The 16,335-nt window shown below is 65.1% G+C and carries 17 protein-coding genes; 7 read left to right on the top strand and 10 right to left on the bottom strand.

From position 1 onward, the window contains the following. Positions 1-20: 20 nt before the first annotated feature. Complete coding sequence (locus VMS96_02645; GenBank protein ID HVP42299.1) at positions 21-1,331, bottom strand: aspartate aminotransferase family protein; 1,311 nt, start codon at positions 1,329-1,331, stop codon at positions 21-23. A 95-nt stretch (positions 1,332-1,426) separates the two neighbouring features. Between VMS96_02645 and VMS96_02640 the strand changes: the two genes are divergently transcribed. Then, positions 1,427-2,134: a PASTA domain-containing protein gene (locus VMS96_02640; GenBank protein ID HVP42298.1), complete on the top strand. Its 708-nt coding sequence runs from the start codon at positions 1,427-1,429 to the stop codon at positions 2,132-2,134. A gap of 1 nt (position 2,135) precedes the next feature. On the opposite strand, the gene fmt is transcribed toward VMS96_02640, so the two are convergent. Beyond that, positions 2,136-3,074 (bottom strand): methionyl-tRNA formyltransferase, encoded by a 939-nt coding sequence (gene fmt, locus VMS96_02635; GenBank protein ID HVP42297.1) that lies wholly within the window; start codon positions 3,072-3,074, stop codon positions 2,136-2,138. Beyond that, positions 3,068-3,577: a peptide deformylase gene (gene def, locus VMS96_02630; GenBank protein ID HVP42296.1), complete on the bottom strand. Its 510-nt coding sequence runs from the start codon at positions 3,575-3,577 to the stop codon at positions 3,068-3,070. Before def ends, fmt begins: the two co-directional genes overlap by 7 nt. A gap of 18 nt (positions 3,578-3,595) precedes the next feature. On the opposite strand from def, the gene VMS96_02625 reads away from it, so the two are divergent. The 4 genes from VMS96_02625 (at position 3,596) to VMS96_02610 (ending at position 6,681) form a co-directional block, all read left to right on the top strand. After that, entirely contained in the window at positions 3,596-4,177 is a 582-nt protein-coding gene (locus VMS96_02625; GenBank protein HVP42295.1) for a methylated-DNA--[protein]-cysteine S-methyltransferase, read from the top strand. Between the two features lie 58 nt (positions 4,178-4,235). Further along, complete coding sequence (locus VMS96_02620) at positions 4,236-5,168, top strand: cation diffusion facilitator family transporter (protein HVP42294.1); 933 nt, start codon at positions 4,236-4,238, stop codon at positions 5,166-5,168. Positions 5,169-5,205: 37 nt separating this feature from the next. After that, positions 5,206-5,640, top strand: coding sequence for a FixH family protein (locus VMS96_02615; protein ID HVP42293.1), 435 nt, complete (start codon positions 5,206-5,208; stop codon positions 5,638-5,640). 75 nt (positions 5,641-5,715) lie between these two features. Then, the gene (locus tag VMS96_02610; GenBank protein HVP42292.1) at positions 5,716-6,681 is read left to right on the top strand and encodes a PilZ domain-containing protein; all 966 of its coding nucleotides are present in this window, start codon (positions 5,716-5,718) and stop codon (positions 6,679-6,681) included. Between the two features lie 3 nt (positions 6,682-6,684). Here the strand turns inward: VMS96_02610 and VMS96_02605 are convergent, their stop codons facing one another. The 7 genes from VMS96_02605 to VMS96_02575 all read right to left on the bottom strand — a co-directional run bounded on the left by VMS96_02605 (position 6,685) and on the right by VMS96_02575 (position 13,624). After that, positions 6,685-8,403 (bottom strand): ATP-dependent DNA ligase, encoded by a 1,719-nt coding sequence (locus VMS96_02605; GenBank protein HVP42291.1) that lies wholly within the window; start codon positions 8,401-8,403, stop codon positions 6,685-6,687. Between the two features lie 83 nt (positions 8,404-8,486). Then, positions 8,487-9,551, bottom strand: a complete 1,065-nt coding sequence (gene recA / locus VMS96_02600; GenBank protein HVP42290.1) for a recombinase RecA — start codon at positions 9,549-9,551, stop codon at positions 8,487-8,489. A 137-nt stretch (positions 9,552-9,688) separates the two neighbouring features. Continuing rightward, positions 9,689-10,753: an SRPBCC domain-containing protein gene (locus tag VMS96_02595; GenBank protein ID HVP42289.1), complete on the bottom strand. Its 1,065-nt coding sequence runs from the start codon at positions 10,751-10,753 to the stop codon at positions 9,689-9,691. Positions 10,754-10,794: 41 nt separating this feature from the next. Next, positions 10,795-11,205, bottom strand: a complete 411-nt coding sequence (locus tag VMS96_02590) for a hypothetical protein (GenBank protein HVP42288.1) — start codon at positions 11,203-11,205, stop codon at positions 10,795-10,797. Between the two features lie 87 nt (positions 11,206-11,292). Beyond that, entirely contained in the window at positions 11,293-11,913 is a 621-nt protein-coding gene (locus VMS96_02585; GenBank protein ID HVP42287.1) for a TetR/AcrR family transcriptional regulator, read from the bottom strand. An 87-nt stretch (positions 11,914-12,000) separates the two neighbouring features. Beyond that, entirely contained in the window at positions 12,001-12,774 is a 774-nt protein-coding gene (locus tag VMS96_02580) for a DUF2071 domain-containing protein (GenBank protein HVP42286.1), read from the bottom strand. 52 nt (positions 12,775-12,826) lie between these two features. Next, the gene (locus VMS96_02575; protein HVP42285.1) at positions 12,827-13,624 is read right to left on the bottom strand and encodes a hypothetical protein; all 798 of its coding nucleotides are present in this window, start codon (positions 13,622-13,624) and stop codon (positions 12,827-12,829) included. Between the two features lie 224 nt (positions 13,625-13,848). Here VMS96_02575 and VMS96_02570 point away from each other — a divergent pair, with 224 nt between their 5' ends. Beyond that, positions 13,849-15,798 (top strand): S9 family peptidase, encoded by a 1,950-nt coding sequence (locus VMS96_02570; GenBank protein HVP42284.1) that lies wholly within the window; start codon positions 13,849-13,851, stop codon positions 15,796-15,798. 88 nt (positions 15,799-15,886) lie between these two features. Next, on the top strand, positions 15,887-16,335 hold a 449-nt coding region (locus VMS96_02565; protein ID HVP42283.1), incomplete at its 3' end, for an FAD-dependent thymidylate synthase.

The following is a 16,335-nucleotide window of genomic DNA, read 5'->3' as shown; positions in this document are numbered from 1 at the left end:
CGGTTCCGTGGTCGCGTCCCTTACTTGGTGGCGGCCATGCGGCCCTCTTCCACCGCGGCGAAGGCCTTGTCGAGCATGCGGCAGGCTTCGTCCACGTCCGCCTTGGTGATGTTCAACGGCGGGGACATACGGATGACGTTGCCGTACAGCCCGCCCTTACCCACCAGGAGTCCGGCCTTGCGGCACTCGTCGAGGAGGGCGTTGGTCTCTTTGGCGGCCGGCTGCTTGGTGTCCCGGTCTTCCACCAGCTCCAGCGCCTGCATCAGGCCCATGCCGCGCACCTCCCCGATGAGCGGATGCCGCTCCTGCAGCTCCTCCAGCTTCTCGCGGAAGTGCTTGCCCACCACGGCGGAGTTGGTGCGCAGGTCGTCCTCTTCCATGACCTCGATGACCGCCTTGGCGGTGGCGCAGGTCACCGGGTTGCCGCCGAAGGTGGAGATGGTCAGCCCCTGGAACGAATCCGCGATCTCCGGCCGCGCCATGGTCAGGCCCACCGGGTGGCCGTTCCCCAGCCCCTTGGCCGAGGTGATGATGTCGGGCTCGACCTCCCAATGCTCGATGCCCCACCACTTGTGTCCGGTGCGGCCCCAGGCGGTCTGCACCTCGTCGGAGATGAGATCACCGCCGTACTGCTTCACGATGTTGAAGACGATCTTGAAGTATTCCTTGGGCGGGGTGATGAAGCCGGCCACGCCCTGGATGGGCTCGGCCAGGAAGCCGGCGATGCGCCCGGTGGTGGTGGTCTGGATGACGTTCTCCACGTCCTTGGCGCAGGCCACGCCGCAGTCGGGATATTTCAGTCCCATGGGGCAGCGGTAGCAGTACGGGTTCATGGCGTGCACGATGCCGACTTCCAGCGTGGTCTTGCGCCAGGTGTTCATGCCGGTCATGCTGCGGGCCAGGGACGAGCGGCCGCTGTAGCCGTGGCGCAGCACCACCAGCTCGTAGTTGCCGGTGTGCATGCGCGCGATCTGCACCGCGGTTTCGTTGGCCTCGGTGCCGCTGTTGGTGAAATACGACTTCTTGATGCCGCGTGGCGCGATGGAAGCCAGCTTCTCCGCCAGGTCCACCATCGGTTCGGTGATGAAGCTGGTGGAGACGTGCTGCAGCTTGTCCACCTGCGCCTTCAGCTTCGAGGTCACCCGCGGATTGCAGTGGCCAACGCTGACCGTCACGATGCCGCCGAAGAAGTCCAGGTACTGGCGCCCCTCGATGTCCCACACGTGCTGCATGTTGCCGCGGTCCAGGACCAGCGGCTCGGGATAGAAGGTCGAGACTGAGGGGAAGATGAATTCCTTCTGCTTGCGGATAAGGTCTTCACGCTTCGACATAGGAGTGCGTCCTTTCTGCGGCCGGGCCGCAGCGCCTGGAAACCCCTAATCTTAAACCTCAGCACGCCGTCGGGCCATGTGGTTAAATCGGAGCGATGCGTCGCTTCTTCCGCTACCTGCTGATGGCCCTGGTGCTGCTGACGGTCATGCTGTTCTCTGCCATGACCGCCATGCGCATGGCCATCCACGGGCGCGAGGTGGCGACCCCCAAGCTGCTGGGGCTGAGCATGGAGCAAGCGGAGCGCGTCGCCTCGGACAGCGGCCTGCTGCTCGATACCGAGAGCCGGTTCTACAGCGACACCGTCCCCGAGGGCCGCATCGTCACCCAGTTGCCGGCGCCGGGCACGCGGGTCCGCCGCGGCTGGAGGATGAGGCTCGCGCTCAGCCTGGGGCCGCAACGCGCTGTCATCCCCGACCTGGCCGGCCAGAGCCCGCGGGCCGCGGAGATCAACGTGCGCCGGCGCGGGCTCGACGTGGGAGTGGTGGCGGTGGCGCACATCCCCGACGCCGCTCCCGACCAGGTCTTGGCGCAATCGCCGCCCGCGAATGCGACGTCGGTCGCGAGTCCCAAGGTCAACCTGCTGGTCAGCGCCCCCGAGGAGTCTCAGGCTTACGTCATGCCCAACCTGAGGGGTCGGCAACTGGCCGACGCGGCCCAGGCCCTGCAACAGGCCGGGCTCAAGTTGGGAACGGTCACAGCCACGGAGGCCGGAGCGACCCCAGGGACGATCCTCAAACAGTCGCCCGCGCCCGGCCAGCGAGTCACGCCGGGCATGACCGTGAACTTCGAGGTCACAAAGTAGGTCATCCGCCGAGCTTCTCTCCGCTACGGACGCGGTAGCCATTCACCAAGTCGGCCGCCGTCATGTGCCTTTTGCCCTCGGGCTGCAGCTCGAGGAACTCCAGCGCCGTCCCCGGGGCGCAGCCCACGAACAGGCGGCCCTGCTCGACGCGTAGCTCTCCTGGTGGGATGTCTCTTCTTTCGACCGGCGCGGCGGTGTGCACTGCCAGGTTCTTTCCGCGAAATACCGTGAATGCGCCGGGCCAGGGCTGGAAGCCGCGCATGCGGTTGAAGATGTCGCGCGCCGGGCGCTGAAAGTCGATGCGCCCGTCCTCCTTGGTCAGGATGAGCGCCAGCGTGGCGCGCGAACTGTCCTGGGGCTTTGGACGAATGCGTCCTGCCTCCAGCTCACGCAGCGTCTTCACCATCAGCCGCGCTCCCGACTCCGCCATGCGTGGTCCCAGGGTAGCGGCCGTGTCCTGGGGCGCGATTCGGATCTCCTCCTGCAAGAGGATGTCGCCCGTGTCCAGGCCCTCGTTCAGCAGCATCGTGGTGTTGCCGGTGACGGACTCCCCGTTGGCGATGGCCCACTGGATCGGCGCCGCGCCCCTGTACTGAGGCAGCAGTGAGGCGTGCAGATTGATGTTGCCGAGCGGCGGCAGCCCCAACATCCAGGGCGGGATCAGCCGCCCGTAGCCGACTACCACGATGGCGCGGGGCGCCAGGGACTCCAGTTGCCGGCGGAAATCCGGGTTGTCCTTGATCTTCTCGGGCTGGCTGACCGGCAGACCCAGCGCCAGCGCTGCCTGCTTGACCGGGGACGCCGCCAGTTCCTGGCCGCGTCCGCGCGGCCGGTCCGGCTGCGTGACCACCAGGCGGAGGCGGAACCCGGCCTGCACCAGCGCTTCCAGCGTGGGCACCGCGAAGCGCGGCGTGCCGCAGAAGACCAGGTCGGTCACCATTCACCTGCGCGGACCAGTTTGCGGATCTTGCGTTTCATCAGGTCGCGCTTCAGGGCGCTGATGTGCGAGATGTAGAGCCGTCCGTTGAGGTGGTCGGTCTCATGCTGGAAAGCGCGGGCCAGCAGGTCCTCACCTTCCCTCTCGAACCACCGCCCTTCGGCGTCCTGTGCCCGGATGGTGGCCCGCTTCGCCCGCGTCACCTGCTCGCGAAACTCGGGGATGCTGAGGCAGCCTTCCTGCCCCGCCTGCTTGCCCTCCAAGTGGACGATCTCCGGGTTCACCAGCACCAGCTTGGCGCCCGGGTCCTCCTTGAAGGTCACGTCGATGACCACCAGCCGCTTGGAGATCCCGATCTGCGGCGCCGCCAGCCCCACCCCGTGCGCCGCATACATGGATTCGAACATGTCGGCGATGAGTTTGCGCAGCACGTCGTCGAAGATCGTGACCGGCTCCGCTGGCTTTTCCAGCACCGGGTCGCCGAACTTGACGATGGGGTAAATCATCCTCCTCCAAACTAAAACATGCAGCGGAACTTAGGCAATGTGTTTGCCTCTCCGGTTGAGTTTGCGGGCGATTACAATGTCCAGTCCATGCGCGAGATTTTCTATGGCCGCCATGTCGCACCGATCGGGCCGCTGATCGTCGGCGTGAGCGAGGAGGGTCTTGCCGTCCTGGAATTCGAGAAGGGCCATCTTCGGCCGCAGCGACGGCGGGGCGATGTGTGGACGCGCTCGGCCCGCCGGGTCGCGCCCGTCATCGCCGAACTGAACGACTACTTCGCCGCGAAGCGCCGGCATTTCTCGATCCCGCTTGACCTGCGCGGCACCGACTTCCAGCTCCGCTGCTGGCAGGCTCTGCTGGATATCCCCTACGGGCAAACCATCACCTACGCCGAGCTGGCGCGCCGCGTGGGCTGCCCCCGAGGCTTCCGCGCTGTAGGCATGGCGAACCACGACAACCCGGTCGCCATCGTCGTCCCCTGCCATCGCGTGCTGGCCTCGGACGGCTCTCTCGGCGGCTACGGCGGCGGACTGGACCTCAAGCGCGCGCTCCTGGAGCTCGAGGGCGCCCTGCCGCGCACCCTCAACCTGCTTCCCGCATGAGATCCGGCAGTGCCCGCCCCGGTTGATGCCGAGTTGCTGCGAACGTACACTGAGCATCATGGTGGGGCATGTCCACGACGGCATGAAGGCCTCGCGCATCCTGCGCATCTCCCTGCTGCTCACTCTGGCCTACATCGTCCTGCTGGTCGTCACCGGCATCCGCGCGCACTCCCTGGCGCTGCTCTCCGAGGCGGGCCACAACCTGTCCGACTTCCTGGCCCTCCTGCTTTCCTGGGTAGCGGTGTTCTTTCAGGGCCGGCCGCCGACCTCCACCAAGACCTTCGGCTACCAGCGTACGGGCGTTCTCGCGGCCTTCATCAACGCGCTGACGCTGGTGGCGGTCGCCTTCCTGATCTTTTACGAAGCCGGACGCCGGCTCTACCATCCCGAACCGGTGCACGCGGGCGTGATGATGGTCGTCGCCGCCGCTGGCATCGCCATGAACGGCATCATCGCGGTGCTGTTGTATCGCACCAGCCGGGACGTGAACATCCGCAGCGCACTGGTCCACGAGATCGGCGACACTCTGTCCACGGCCGCCGTCCTGTTCGGCGGCTGGGGCATCCTGCTGACCGGCCAGACCTGGATCGATCCGGCGCTCTCCTTTGGCATCGGCGCCCTCATCCTGTGGTCCTCGTTCGGCATCATCCGCGAGACGCTGAACATCCTGCTGGAAGGCACCCCGCGGGGCATGCAGCTCGACGAGATCGCGGGCCGGATCCGCGCCATCCCCGGCGTTCTCGACGTCCACGACCTGCACGCCTGGAGCCTAGGGTCGGAGAGCCACGCGCTCTCCTGCCATATCCAGATCGCCGACATCCCTCCGTCGGAGAGCGAGATCATTCTCCGCCGGGTCAACGAGCAACTGGCGAGCGCCTTCCGCATCTTTCACACCACCATCCAGTTCGAACACGCGGTGTGCGATGTCGCCCACGGCTGCGTCGTTCCGGTCGCCGAGGAAAACGCCCACGGGGAAGGGCGCAGCCACTGAGTTGCAACCGGTGGAGCAGCGCCTCAGAATGGGTCGGATGAAACATTTGCTGCTTGTATTCTGTTTCCTGTCACTGTTCGCCGGCTGCTCCAGGGATAAGACCGCACCTTCGGCCAAGGCCACGCATTCCTCGCAGCCGGTTATCCTCGCCACTACAGTAGCTCCCGGCTCCACACTCAAGATGTCGGTCAGCTTCGAGCCTCCGCAGCCGGTGATGTCGAAGAAGACCACCTTTCACATGACTGTCACCGACCTCTCCGGCGCGCCAGTCAACGACGCCAAAGTGCAAGCTTCGCTGGTCATGCCCTTGATGGATATGGGGAAGAACGAGTTCGCACTGCAACCCGCCGGAGGCGGCCGGTACCACGGGACTGGTCAGTTCACCATGTCGGGCGAATGGGAAGTCGTCTTGACGGCCAACGCCGCCGGCAAGTCCGGCAAAACCACCTTCAACGTCCGGGTCGAAGACTGATCCCCATGGGACACGTCCGGCAGTGGCATTCGGTAATGTTCAATTGGTCCTCCCGGTAGCGTACTCTAGGGACGCATGGCTCTGACCACGCTGGTCGTGTGCTGCGATCCGCAGCTGCTCCGCAAGGTGGTCCCGGTCTTCGAACTTGCCGGGATCGACACCGACGTCTGTACCCGGGCCGAGGACGCCGAGCAGAAGCTCGTGGCCAATCGCTATGACGCCACGCTGATCGATTGCGCCGGGCTTCCCGGCGCCCGCACCGTCCTGGAGAATGTGCGCCGCTCGCCCGTCAATCGCTCCACCGTGACCTTCGCCATCGTCAGCGAGATCACCAGCCCGCGCGAGGCCGCCATGCTGGGCGCCAGCTTCGTGCTCGATGCCAGCTTTTCCCAGGAGTGGCTGCTGCGCAGCGTTCGCGCCGCCCAGGGCCTCATGGCGCAGGAGAACCGCCGCTACTACCGTCATCCGGTGGACATGGTGGTCTGGGTCCAGCGTCCCAACGACCGTCGCGGCGAGATCCCGGTCACCGCCAGCGACCTCAGCCAGGGCGGCCTGGGCATCGTTACGCCTCTTTCCTTGGCAGAGCACAGCCTGCTCGAGCTCCGCTTCACGCTGCCCGGCGGTTCTCCCATCGACGCCCAGGCCGAGGTCCTGTGGACGCGCAGCGGGCGCGCCGGCCTGCAGTTCACTCGGCTGTCGAGCAAGTCGCGGGCCCGGCTCGTCGCCTGGCTCATGGAGCAGTACGAACTCACGCAGCCACCCTTGCCCGCGGTCCCGCAAACCATGGGAGCGGTTCAGCGCCCGGACGCCTCCGGGATGCCTCGCCGCCTGCTATGCCACGCCTTCGCCCAGAACCTGCCGATCGCCTGGAAGTGCAGTGAATGCGGCTGGCGCTTCTCGATCCGTCTGGAAGAGACACGCTGGCGCTACGCCAATGAGCCGCCGGTACCGGTCGTCTCCGGATTCGAGTCGCACGATTGCGCTCAGCACCCCGCCGGCTCGGTCTTCGCTTCCAATGCGGAGTCCACCGAGAAGAAGTAAGCGCTACGCGGACTTCGCCAGCCTCTGCCGTTCGTAGATGCCGCGGACGGTCTCCAGCGTGTCGATCTCTTCCGCGGACTTGTCTCCGCGGATGCGCAGGATGCGCGGGAAACGTAGGGCGTATCCGCTGTCGTGGCGGTCGGAGCGCATCACCGCGTTGAAGGCGACCTCGAGCACGATTTTGGGCTCGACCTGGCGCACGAAACCGCGGTCTTCCAGCGTGTGTTCCAGGAACCACTGGGTGAGTTCCGCAATCTCCTCGTCGGTCAGTCCGGAGTACGCCTTGCCGACGTTCAGCAGCCGCTCGCCGGAGCGTACCGCGAACGTGACGTCGCTCAGTACTCCGGCGCGCTTGCCATGTCCCCACTCCGCCTGGGTCACCACCACGTCCAGCGTCGCCAGCTCGCGCTTCAGTTTCAGCCACGAACGGCCGCGCCGCCCGGGCACGTACGGGGAGTTGACGTCCTTGACCATCAGGCCTTCGTTGCCGCCTGCCTGCGCGCGCTCGAACATCGCCTCCAGCTCCTGGCTGGAGGTGGCGCGGTGGGTGGGTGCGCGGATGACCCTGGGCTCCGCCTTCGGAGTATCCGAAGGCGCCGCTGGCTCGAACAGGAGCTGCCCCTGCGCGTCTGTCGCTTCCGCCGCAATGACTGGCGACGCGTCGGCAAAAGCGGCGTCAAGCATGATGCCGCGCTCCCGCAGCGGCCGGTCGATCACCATCTCGCCCTCGGTATAGAGGACATCGAAGACGAGGTACGCCACCGGCACTTCGTCCATCAGGGTGTGCGTCGGCTTTTTCCGACCCAGACGCTTCTGCAGCTCGGAGAAGGGAAGCGCCCGCCCCTCGCGCCAGGCCACGATCTCCCCGTCCAGGATCAGCTCGCCTCGGAAGGCGCGCAGCGCCGGCGCCAGCTCGGGGAAGGATTCCGTGATCTCGTCGCGGGTGCGCGAGAACAGCCGTACGCGCGGCGCTTGCGCCCCGACATGCGCCTGGGCCCGGATGCCGTCGTACTTGTCCTCGACTTGGGCCTCGCTGAACTCGGTGAACGCCTCGTCGGCATTCTCCGCCGGGCTGGCCAGCATGAGCCCGATGGGGTGGAAGAGCCGCATCTGTGCCTGCCGCAGAGCGTCCCGCGTGGCCAGTCGCAAGGTCTCTCCGATGTCGCCCAGCAGCATGTTAGCGCGCTGCACCTGCGCCAGCGGGGCATCGTAGGCAAGAGCGATGGCCTCTTCGACCAAGCTCTCCTTCAGCCCGATCCTCAGCTCGCTGGTGATGATCTTGACGATGTGCTTCGCTTCCAGAGGTGTAGCTTTGGAGAGGAGTTCCGCAGCGAGCGCCGACTTGGCCGCCGGCCCGCGCGCCTTGGCGATTTGCCGGAAGTAATTCGCGACATCCGATACATTCACATCGCTCTTCTTCTTCGCCCTTGCCTGCAATACCTCACACGCCGCGCTACCCAGGTCGCCATGCTTGCGATACGCGGCGGTCATTGCCGCATCGGATTTTCTCGCGAGCTGCGCGATCACCCGCCACAACTGCCTCCCGCCGAGGTTCAGCGTGGTCTCTTCGTGCGCCGGGAACGGCCGCCCCGACAGGAACACCGCGGACACGGCAGCATCTCCCAGGCCGCGCGAACGCAGGTAGGCCGCCACCAGCCGGACCTTTTCGGTCTTCCTGCTGGTCCCGGCGACCGCTTCGCACAGTTCGGCAAGCTGCTGCATGGTTTTCTAGGATGTCTGCAAGAACACAAAGGACACGCAGCTTTTCAAGCTCCGTGTCCTAGCTACCAGCTACTGGCTACCAGCTACCTTCTTCCGATGGGGATGGGCTTGGCCTGCTCAAGCGGCGCGGCCGCGGCCTGCGCCTTGTCCGCCGGGCTGGCGATGCCCAGCTTCTTGCGCACCTCGGCCTCGACCTTCGCCAGCACGTCCTTGTTGTCCTTTAGGAACTGCTTGGCGTTCTCGCGTCCCTGCCCGATGCGCTCGCCCTTGTAGCTGAACCAGGCGCCCGACTTCTCCACGATCTCGTGCAGCACCGCCAGGTCGAGTACGTCGCCCTCGTGCGAGATCCCCTCGCCGTACATGATGTCGAACTCGGCCTCGCGGAAGGGCGCAGCCACCTTGTTTTTCACCACCTTCACCCGCGTGCGTGAGCCCAGCACCGCGTCGCCCTCCTTGATGGCCGCGATGCGCCGGATGTCGATGCGCACCGAGGAGTAGAACTTCAGCGCCCGCCCCCCGGTGGTGGTCTCCGGATTGCCGAACATCACCCCGATCTTCTCCCGGATCTGGTTGATGAAGATCAGGCAGGTGCGCGACTTCGAGACCGTGCCCGTCAGCTTGCGCAGCGCCTGCGACATCAGGCGGGCCTGCAGCCCGACGTGGCTGTCGCCCATCTCGCCGTCCAGTTCCGCCTTGGGCACCAGCGCCGCCACCGAGTCCACCACCAGCACGTCGATCGCACCCGAGCGCACCAGCGCCTCGGTGATCTCCAGCGCCTGCTCGCCGTAGTCCGGCTGCGACACCAGCAGGTTGTCGGTGTCCACGCCCAGCTTCTTGGCGTATTGCGGGTCGAGCGCATGCTCAGCATCCACGAACGCCGCCATGCCCCCCGATTTCTGCGCCTCCGCGATGACCTGCAGCGCGATGGTGGTCTTGCCGCTCGCCTCCGGCCCGAAGATCTCCACCACCCGGCCGCGCGGGAACCCGCCCACGCCCAGCGCCGCGTCGAACGAGATCGCCCCCGTCGGGATCACCGCGATGGGCACCACCGCGTCCTTCGTACCCAGCCGCATGATCGAGCCTTTGCCGAACTGCTTTTCGATCTGCGACAGCGCCAGATCGATCGCCTTTGCCTTCTCGTCTGCCATGATTGCTCCCTCTCGAATGGAGGATGAATGACGGCTAAGACTACACGCCTCGCGCGTCTTCCGTCAGTGCTGGAATCACCCTAGCGTGTGAGTATATCCCGAAAATCCCTGTAGGCGAACAAAAAGCGAACAACTATTTACTCGTGTGGGACAGCCGCCCCGGCTGTCTCCGCGCAGTACTGCTCCAGGTTCCCCAGCACCTTCGCCCAGGCTTTCTGGAAATAGGCGAACGACTCGTCCCACTTGCCGCCTTCGCGCGAGCCATAGTAGCCGAGCTGGACATCGGTCCCGCCCGCTTGCGCCGGCTGGAAGTGGAGCTCCACCCAGGTCGGCAGAGGGCGCTGGTTGCGGACGGCGGCCGGCATCTGCGGCGGACCGGCCACATGCGGCGTCCCGTCGTCCAGGGTGAACGCCACCCACTCGAATGCCAGTTCTTTGTCAGGCACGAACCGCAGTACCCGCGCTCCGCCGGTGCCGTAGGACTTCGCCTCCGGGTCCACTTTTGGATTGAAGATGATCTCGTAGCGCCCGCCGGGCCAGGGATCGACGTGCGCGCCTTCGCTGAAGAACTTGCGCAGGCCCTCCTCGGTCGTCCACAGCTTGAAGGTCGCCGCCGGAGCGCATATGACCTTCTTTTCCAGTTCGGCGCTGTGCGCCGTCTTCTCCTTCCCTTTCATCAACTCCGGCTCGGACATCTGCGGGAAGAAGTGCTTCACCAGTTGCTGAAGCTCCCACTCATTGCCGCGCCGGAAGTGATCGTAGGATTCCTCCCACGCGGCTCCTGTGCCCCAACCGAGCATGGTCACGGTCACGCGCGTCTCCTGCGGCGATATCGGCTCGAAGCGATAGACCGCCCAGGTGGCCTGCGCCACCTTTGCCCAATCGGGGGCGGTCTCGGGCGCCGTGAAGCGGGTGGTCAGCATGCGCTCCGGCTCGTAGCTGAGGATGTGGTGCACGATCGTCCCCGGGTCGCCGATCTTCGCCTGCGGGTTGTAATTCGTCTTCAGGGTGCCGCCCAGGCGCAGGTCCACCTCCGCCACCGGCACCATCCATGCCTGCACGCCTTCCTTGCTGGTGAACGCTTTCCATACCTCGGAAACGGGCGCGTGTACCACCGCCTCCGTCCGCAGGATCCGATCGCCGGCCCGGCACTGTCCCACCATCACGACCACTGCGACTATCCACATCCATCGGCTGGACATCTCGCACCTCTCCATCGTTCGACAAAGGAACCCGCGCGGCCCTATTTTCTGTACACCGCCCCCAACACCATCCCCATGATCGCCAGCCACACGAATTCGTATCCCACCTGTTTGCCCACCACGTCTGCGGGCCACGGCTGCACCGCGTAATTGATCAGGTAGTGGTTTGCGCTCTCCACCAGCCACATCACGATGCCGTAGAACAGGCCGGCCCGCACCGGGGAGCTGTACTTCGGCACCCACAGTGCCCAGACCAGCACGAAGGCCAGGGAGAAGACTGCGAACGCGGCCAGCAGGTACACAAAGTGCCGATTGGCGTCTTCCACCGTCCGCAGAAGGCTCGGGAAGTGCGAGTAATCGGGGTGCAGGAGCATGCCGTGGATCACATAGCTTGCCACCGCCGTCAAGACGAACATCAGCAAGAACGCCACTCCGGATCGCTTCCAGTCCATTCTTCCTCCTGAGAAAGTTCTTAAACGCTGTGGCACGGCCGCCCCCGGCCCCGTCCAGCGCGCAGCGCACGAACGCCAAGAAGCCCCTTAAGTCCTCGCCTCCGCCTCCGTCACCAGCCTGGCCAGGTAATCCCGCAGTATCTCCACCGCGGAATCGAACGGGGCTAGGCTGTGGTACGCCCGTGCCTGCATCACCGCGCCCTCCATGACCGTCAACACGAACCGCGCCAGGGCCGCCCTGTCTACCTCCGGCGGCAGCTGGTCACCGGCCTCGTCGAAACACTTCTTGACCCATCCCACCCAGCCGTCAAAGTTCGCCGCGATCTTCTCCCGGGCGCTGGGGAAAGCCTCTCCGATCTCCAGCGAGAGGCTGCCGATGGGGCAGCCACGGGCAAAGTCCGTGGCCATCAACCCTTGGCGGTAGCCCTCCAGTACGGCGAAGATCCGCACCATCGGATCGTCGACCGCGTTGAACGCCGGCTCCATCACCACCGGCCACACCAACTCCCGGTAGCGTTCCAGCACCGCCAGTAGCAGGTCTTCCTTGGTCTTGAAGCAGTAGTACAGGCTTCCCGGATTCGCCTTGGCCCGCTTGACCACATCGCCCAGGCTGGTCGCCTCGAAGCCCTTCTCCCAGAACAACTCGCGCGCCGCCTCCACGAGTCGCAGCCTTGTCGAGAGTTTCGAGGTCGCGAGTGCAGTCACCATGAGTTAGGTAACCAACTAAGGAGGCGATTCTGCCTCCTCATTGAGACTCTGTCAAGTGGGATTTTTCGTTCGGAAGCCTGGCCTTATCTAGGGACTGGATAGCGGGTGCTGGGTGCGAGCCTTTTCGGGCCACCAGACGAGCACCTTCAGCTCTCGCGCGAAGAGCAGGTGGGGCGCTTCGTTCGGTAGTTCCAGTCCAACCGCGGACGCCATGGTGTTCTTCTCGATCACGGCTTCCGCGCGCTGCAGCGGCCACGGGACATGGTGGATCTCCCCGCGCCAAGTCTGCCTGCCTCTGACTGCGTAAAGGCAGTAACGCTCGGTGAGGAAATGCTCGAGCGATCCGGCTTCGGAGTGGAAGACCGGCGAGAGTGGCCGATACTGGCTGCGGAATTCAGCCGTGCGGGGCCCTTGCAGGCGCTCACAGCCGTAGTGCACCGCCTCGCCACAACGCTCGGTCCTCATCCGGGCGTGGTAGTAGGGAAGGTGGTATGCGACGCGCGCGCTGCACACCGCAGCAGGGTTGGCGGCGTCCAGGCTGAAGAAGAAGACGCCCGGCTTCCCACCCAGGGTCACGTAGGTGCGGACGTTCAATTCCGGGAACCGCGACAGTCCCGGCAGCGGCGGCAGCCCGCGAGCGCGCACGCCGCTCATCCAGAACGGCGCGACGGCCACCCACGCCGACCCGTCGTACAGATCGAGCTCCAGCTGTTCGGGGACCAATGGCCGGAGCACCTGGGGCGCCAATCGCCAGTGGGCGAACAGCAGGTCGTGCCAGGTCTGGACCATGATCCAGGGGCGCCGCGGCAGCAGCCACGGACGATGCTGCACGGCCCGCAGGATCTCCGGGATCGAGCTCACAGGAAGATTAGAGCCGGCGCGAGCGCCGGCTGCTGCAGGAAATCACCAAGTCCTAGTTACCGCCAGAGACGGCGGAGACCAGTTGCGCGGTCTGTACCGACGGCGCGTAGTCGCGGTTATAGACGTCCACCACCGCCCGGCCGACCACCCGCGTCTTGGCCACCGAATGGGCGTGCACCGGGAAGGTGAAGTGATTGAAGTCGGCGTAGTCCTGCACGAACTCGACGCTCTTGATGAAGAACGAGGGGTTCTTCACCAGCCTCCCTTCGGCCCGGCGCAGGCTGCCGCTGGCCACATCCACGTAGATCCTGCCCTTGAACAGCCCCGGACGCTTCTGCCGCGGCTTGACCGCGTACACGTGCACCGCGCGCCCGTCGATCTCCTGCACGCCCTTGTAGTTGAACTTGTAATTCGCCGAATTGATGGCGGTCTGCGCGCCTTCCTGCTTCTCGACGTGGGTCACTTCCGACTGCAGCATGCGCAGGATGACGTTGCTCTTGACGAACTTGTCGCCGCTGAAGCGGAGAGCGGTGAACTTCAGCGTCCGCGGGGCGACATACTCGCGGGTCAGCTCATACTCCCCGCGCTGCGCGGTGTCGGGCAATTCGGCCGCGATGGTGGTGCTGGCAGTGTAGGCGGCCAGCATCTCGCCCTGTTGCGCCGAGCGTTGTTCGTAGGTCTCCAGCGCCAGCTCAGGCGACATCCGTGGCGGTTGTGACGAGAACGACAGCTCAGGCGTCGACCGGCTCACAAGAACCGACGGGGCATCCGGTGCCAGGAAGGACTGCGACCATGCCGGCAATGCCAGCGCAACCACCAGCGCGAACTTAGATGTAGTGCTTAATCGCATAACACAACAATTCTTGATTTTACCCTGCTTTTCGCTTCGGAATAAAGTTACTCAGGTAATTACCCCTCTTCCGAAGTACCGGCGATTCATTGCGTTGGATACGAACGAGCGCCCATCGCAGTTCCCTGGTCTTGCCACCGCTGCCGGACATTTCGAACCGCGAGCCTGGAGTTTACGTATCTCGTGCCGCTGCTTAGAATGGCAACCCTGTTGAGGGAGGTCCCATGCGACCCAATCGCATCCTTTGTCTGCCCCTGCTGCTTCTCCTGCTTTCACCGCTGATCTGGGCTTCCGACCAGCCCATTTCCACTCCCCTGATCCCGCGCCAGTTGCTCTTTGGCAACCCCGAGCGCACCAGCCCGCGCATCTCCCCGGACGGCGCCCGCCTGGCGTACCTGGCTCCCGACGACAAGGGCGTGCTCAACGTCTGGGTACGCACCATCGGCAAGACCGACGACCAGCTGATCACCGCCGACAAGAAGCGCGGCATCCGCTTCTTCCAATGGCAATTCGATTCCCAGCATGTCCTGTACATCCAGGACAAGGACGGCGATGAGAACTGGCACCTCTACCAGACCGACCTGAGCACCAAGCAAACCCGCGATCTGACGCCCTTCGAAGGCATCCAGGCCCGGCTGGGGGAGTATTTCCCGCAATTCCCCGACACCATCCTGGTGCACATCAACTCGCGCGACAAACGCTTCCACGATGTCTATCGCCTGGATCTCAAGAGCGGCAAGGCGGAGCTCGACACCGAGAACCCGGGCGACGTCTCCGGCTGGACCGCGGACAACAATCTCCAGGTCCGCGCCGCCGACGTCACCCTGCCCGACGGCGGGTGGGTGATCCGGGTGCGCGACACCGTCAAGTCACCCTGGCGCGAGCTCATCAAGTGGGGACCGGATGAGAGCCTGGGCGGGGCCGCGTCGTTTTCTCCCGACAACAAGAGCCTTTGGGTGCTGACCAGCGTCGGCGGTAACACCCTCCGCGTGCTGGAGGTCGATGTCGCCAGCGGCAAGCAGAAGGTGGTCGCCGAGGACCCGCAGTACGACGCCGGACAACTGCTGGTGAACCCCAAGAGCCATGCCCTGGAAGCGGTCGAGTTCATCCGTGCCCGTTCCGAGTGGCAGGTGCTCGACCCGGCGGTAAAGACCGACTTCGAGGCCATCAAGAAGGTCCGCGACGCCGATCTCCGGGTGGTCAGCCGCGATCTTGCCGACCAGCACTGGGTCGTCGCCTACTCCGCCGACAACTCGCCGGTGTATTTCTACGTGTACGACCGCAAGGCGAAGAAGGCGAACGTCATCTTCAGCGACCGTCCCAAGCTGGAAGGTTACAAGCTCGCTTCCATGAGACCCATCTCCTTCAAGGCCCGCGACGGCATGGAGATCTTCGGTTACCTGACGCTTCCCGCCGGGGTCGAGCCCAGGAACCTGCCCATGGTCGAGTTCGTCCACGGTGGGCCGTGGGGACGCGACACCTGGGGTTTCAACCGCTATGCCCAGTGGCTGGCCAACCGCGGGTATGCAGTCTTGCAGGTCAACTTCCGCGCCTCCACCGGCTACGGCAAGAAGTACCTCAACGCCGGCGACCGCGAGTGGGGCGCCAAGATGCACACCGACCTGCTCGACGGCAAGAAGTGGGTCATCGACCAGGGCTACGTCGATCCCAAGAAGGCCTGCATCATGGGCGGCAGCTACGGCGGATACGCCACCCTGGCCGCGGTCACCTTCACCCCCGACGAGTTCGCCTGCGGCGTGGATATCGTCGGGCCGTCGAACCTGAACACGCTGCTCAAGACCATCCCGCCGTACTGGGTGACCATCAAGGCCGTCTTTGACAAGCGCATGGGCACAGGCGAGGAATTCCTGAACTCGCGCTCGCCCCTGTTCAAGGCCGACCGCATCAAGGTCCCGTTGCTCATCGGGCAGGGCAAGAACGATCCCCGGGTGAACAAGGCCGAGAGCGACCAGATCGTCGAGGCCATGAAGAAGCACAACCTGCCCGTCGAGTACATCGTCTTCCCTGACGAGGGACACGGCTTTGCCCGCCCGCAGAACAACATGGCCTTCAATGCCGCCAGCGAGCGCTTCCTCGCTAAGACCCTGGGGGGACGCGCCGAGCCGCCTTCGCCCGACGAGGCCAAACTGCTCAGCGAGGTCACCCAGAAGTAGCGACGCGATTGCCTCGAGCGGGGGGCGAAGGCCCTCCGCTTTTTTCATCCCTCTTTTCCACTTCCGGTTGCGGTAATCTTCTCTCCTCATGTCCAGCAACGGTTCGCCTGGGCCCAAGATCGAGGTCTTCGCGGTGCACGGCGTCGAGCCCGAGGTGCAGGCCTACGCCATGGCCAAGTACTCGCGCTCCGCCCTCTCCATGAAAGAGTCGCTGAAGCAGATCAGCGAGCAGAAAGCCGAGCAGTTCCTCAATACCTTCTACTTCCAGTACGGACACCGCTCCATCGCCGACCTGGCGCACATCGCCCTGGCCATCGAGCGGCTCTCCATCCTGGCGGCCATCGCGGTGGTGGACGAGCAGCGCTGGGACGGTCAGGAGCGCTCCACCCGCTACCAGGACTTCAAGAAGAGCGGCTACCACGTCCCCGACTTCGGCGATGCCGCCGCCGGCAAGCTCTATCGCGAGTTCCTGGACTTCCTCTTCGCCGAGTACGAGGCCTTCTCCGGCGAGATGTTCCGCTACCTCGCCGAGCGCAC

This window comes from Terriglobales bacterium (assembly GCA_035543055.1).
In the GTDB taxonomy this organism is placed as follows: domain Bacteria; phylum Acidobacteriota; class Terriglobia; order Terriglobales; family Acidobacteriaceae; genus JAIQFD01.
The sequence above is the reverse complement of the archived record's forward strand: the minus strand, read 5'-3'. Positions and strand labels throughout refer to the sequence as shown.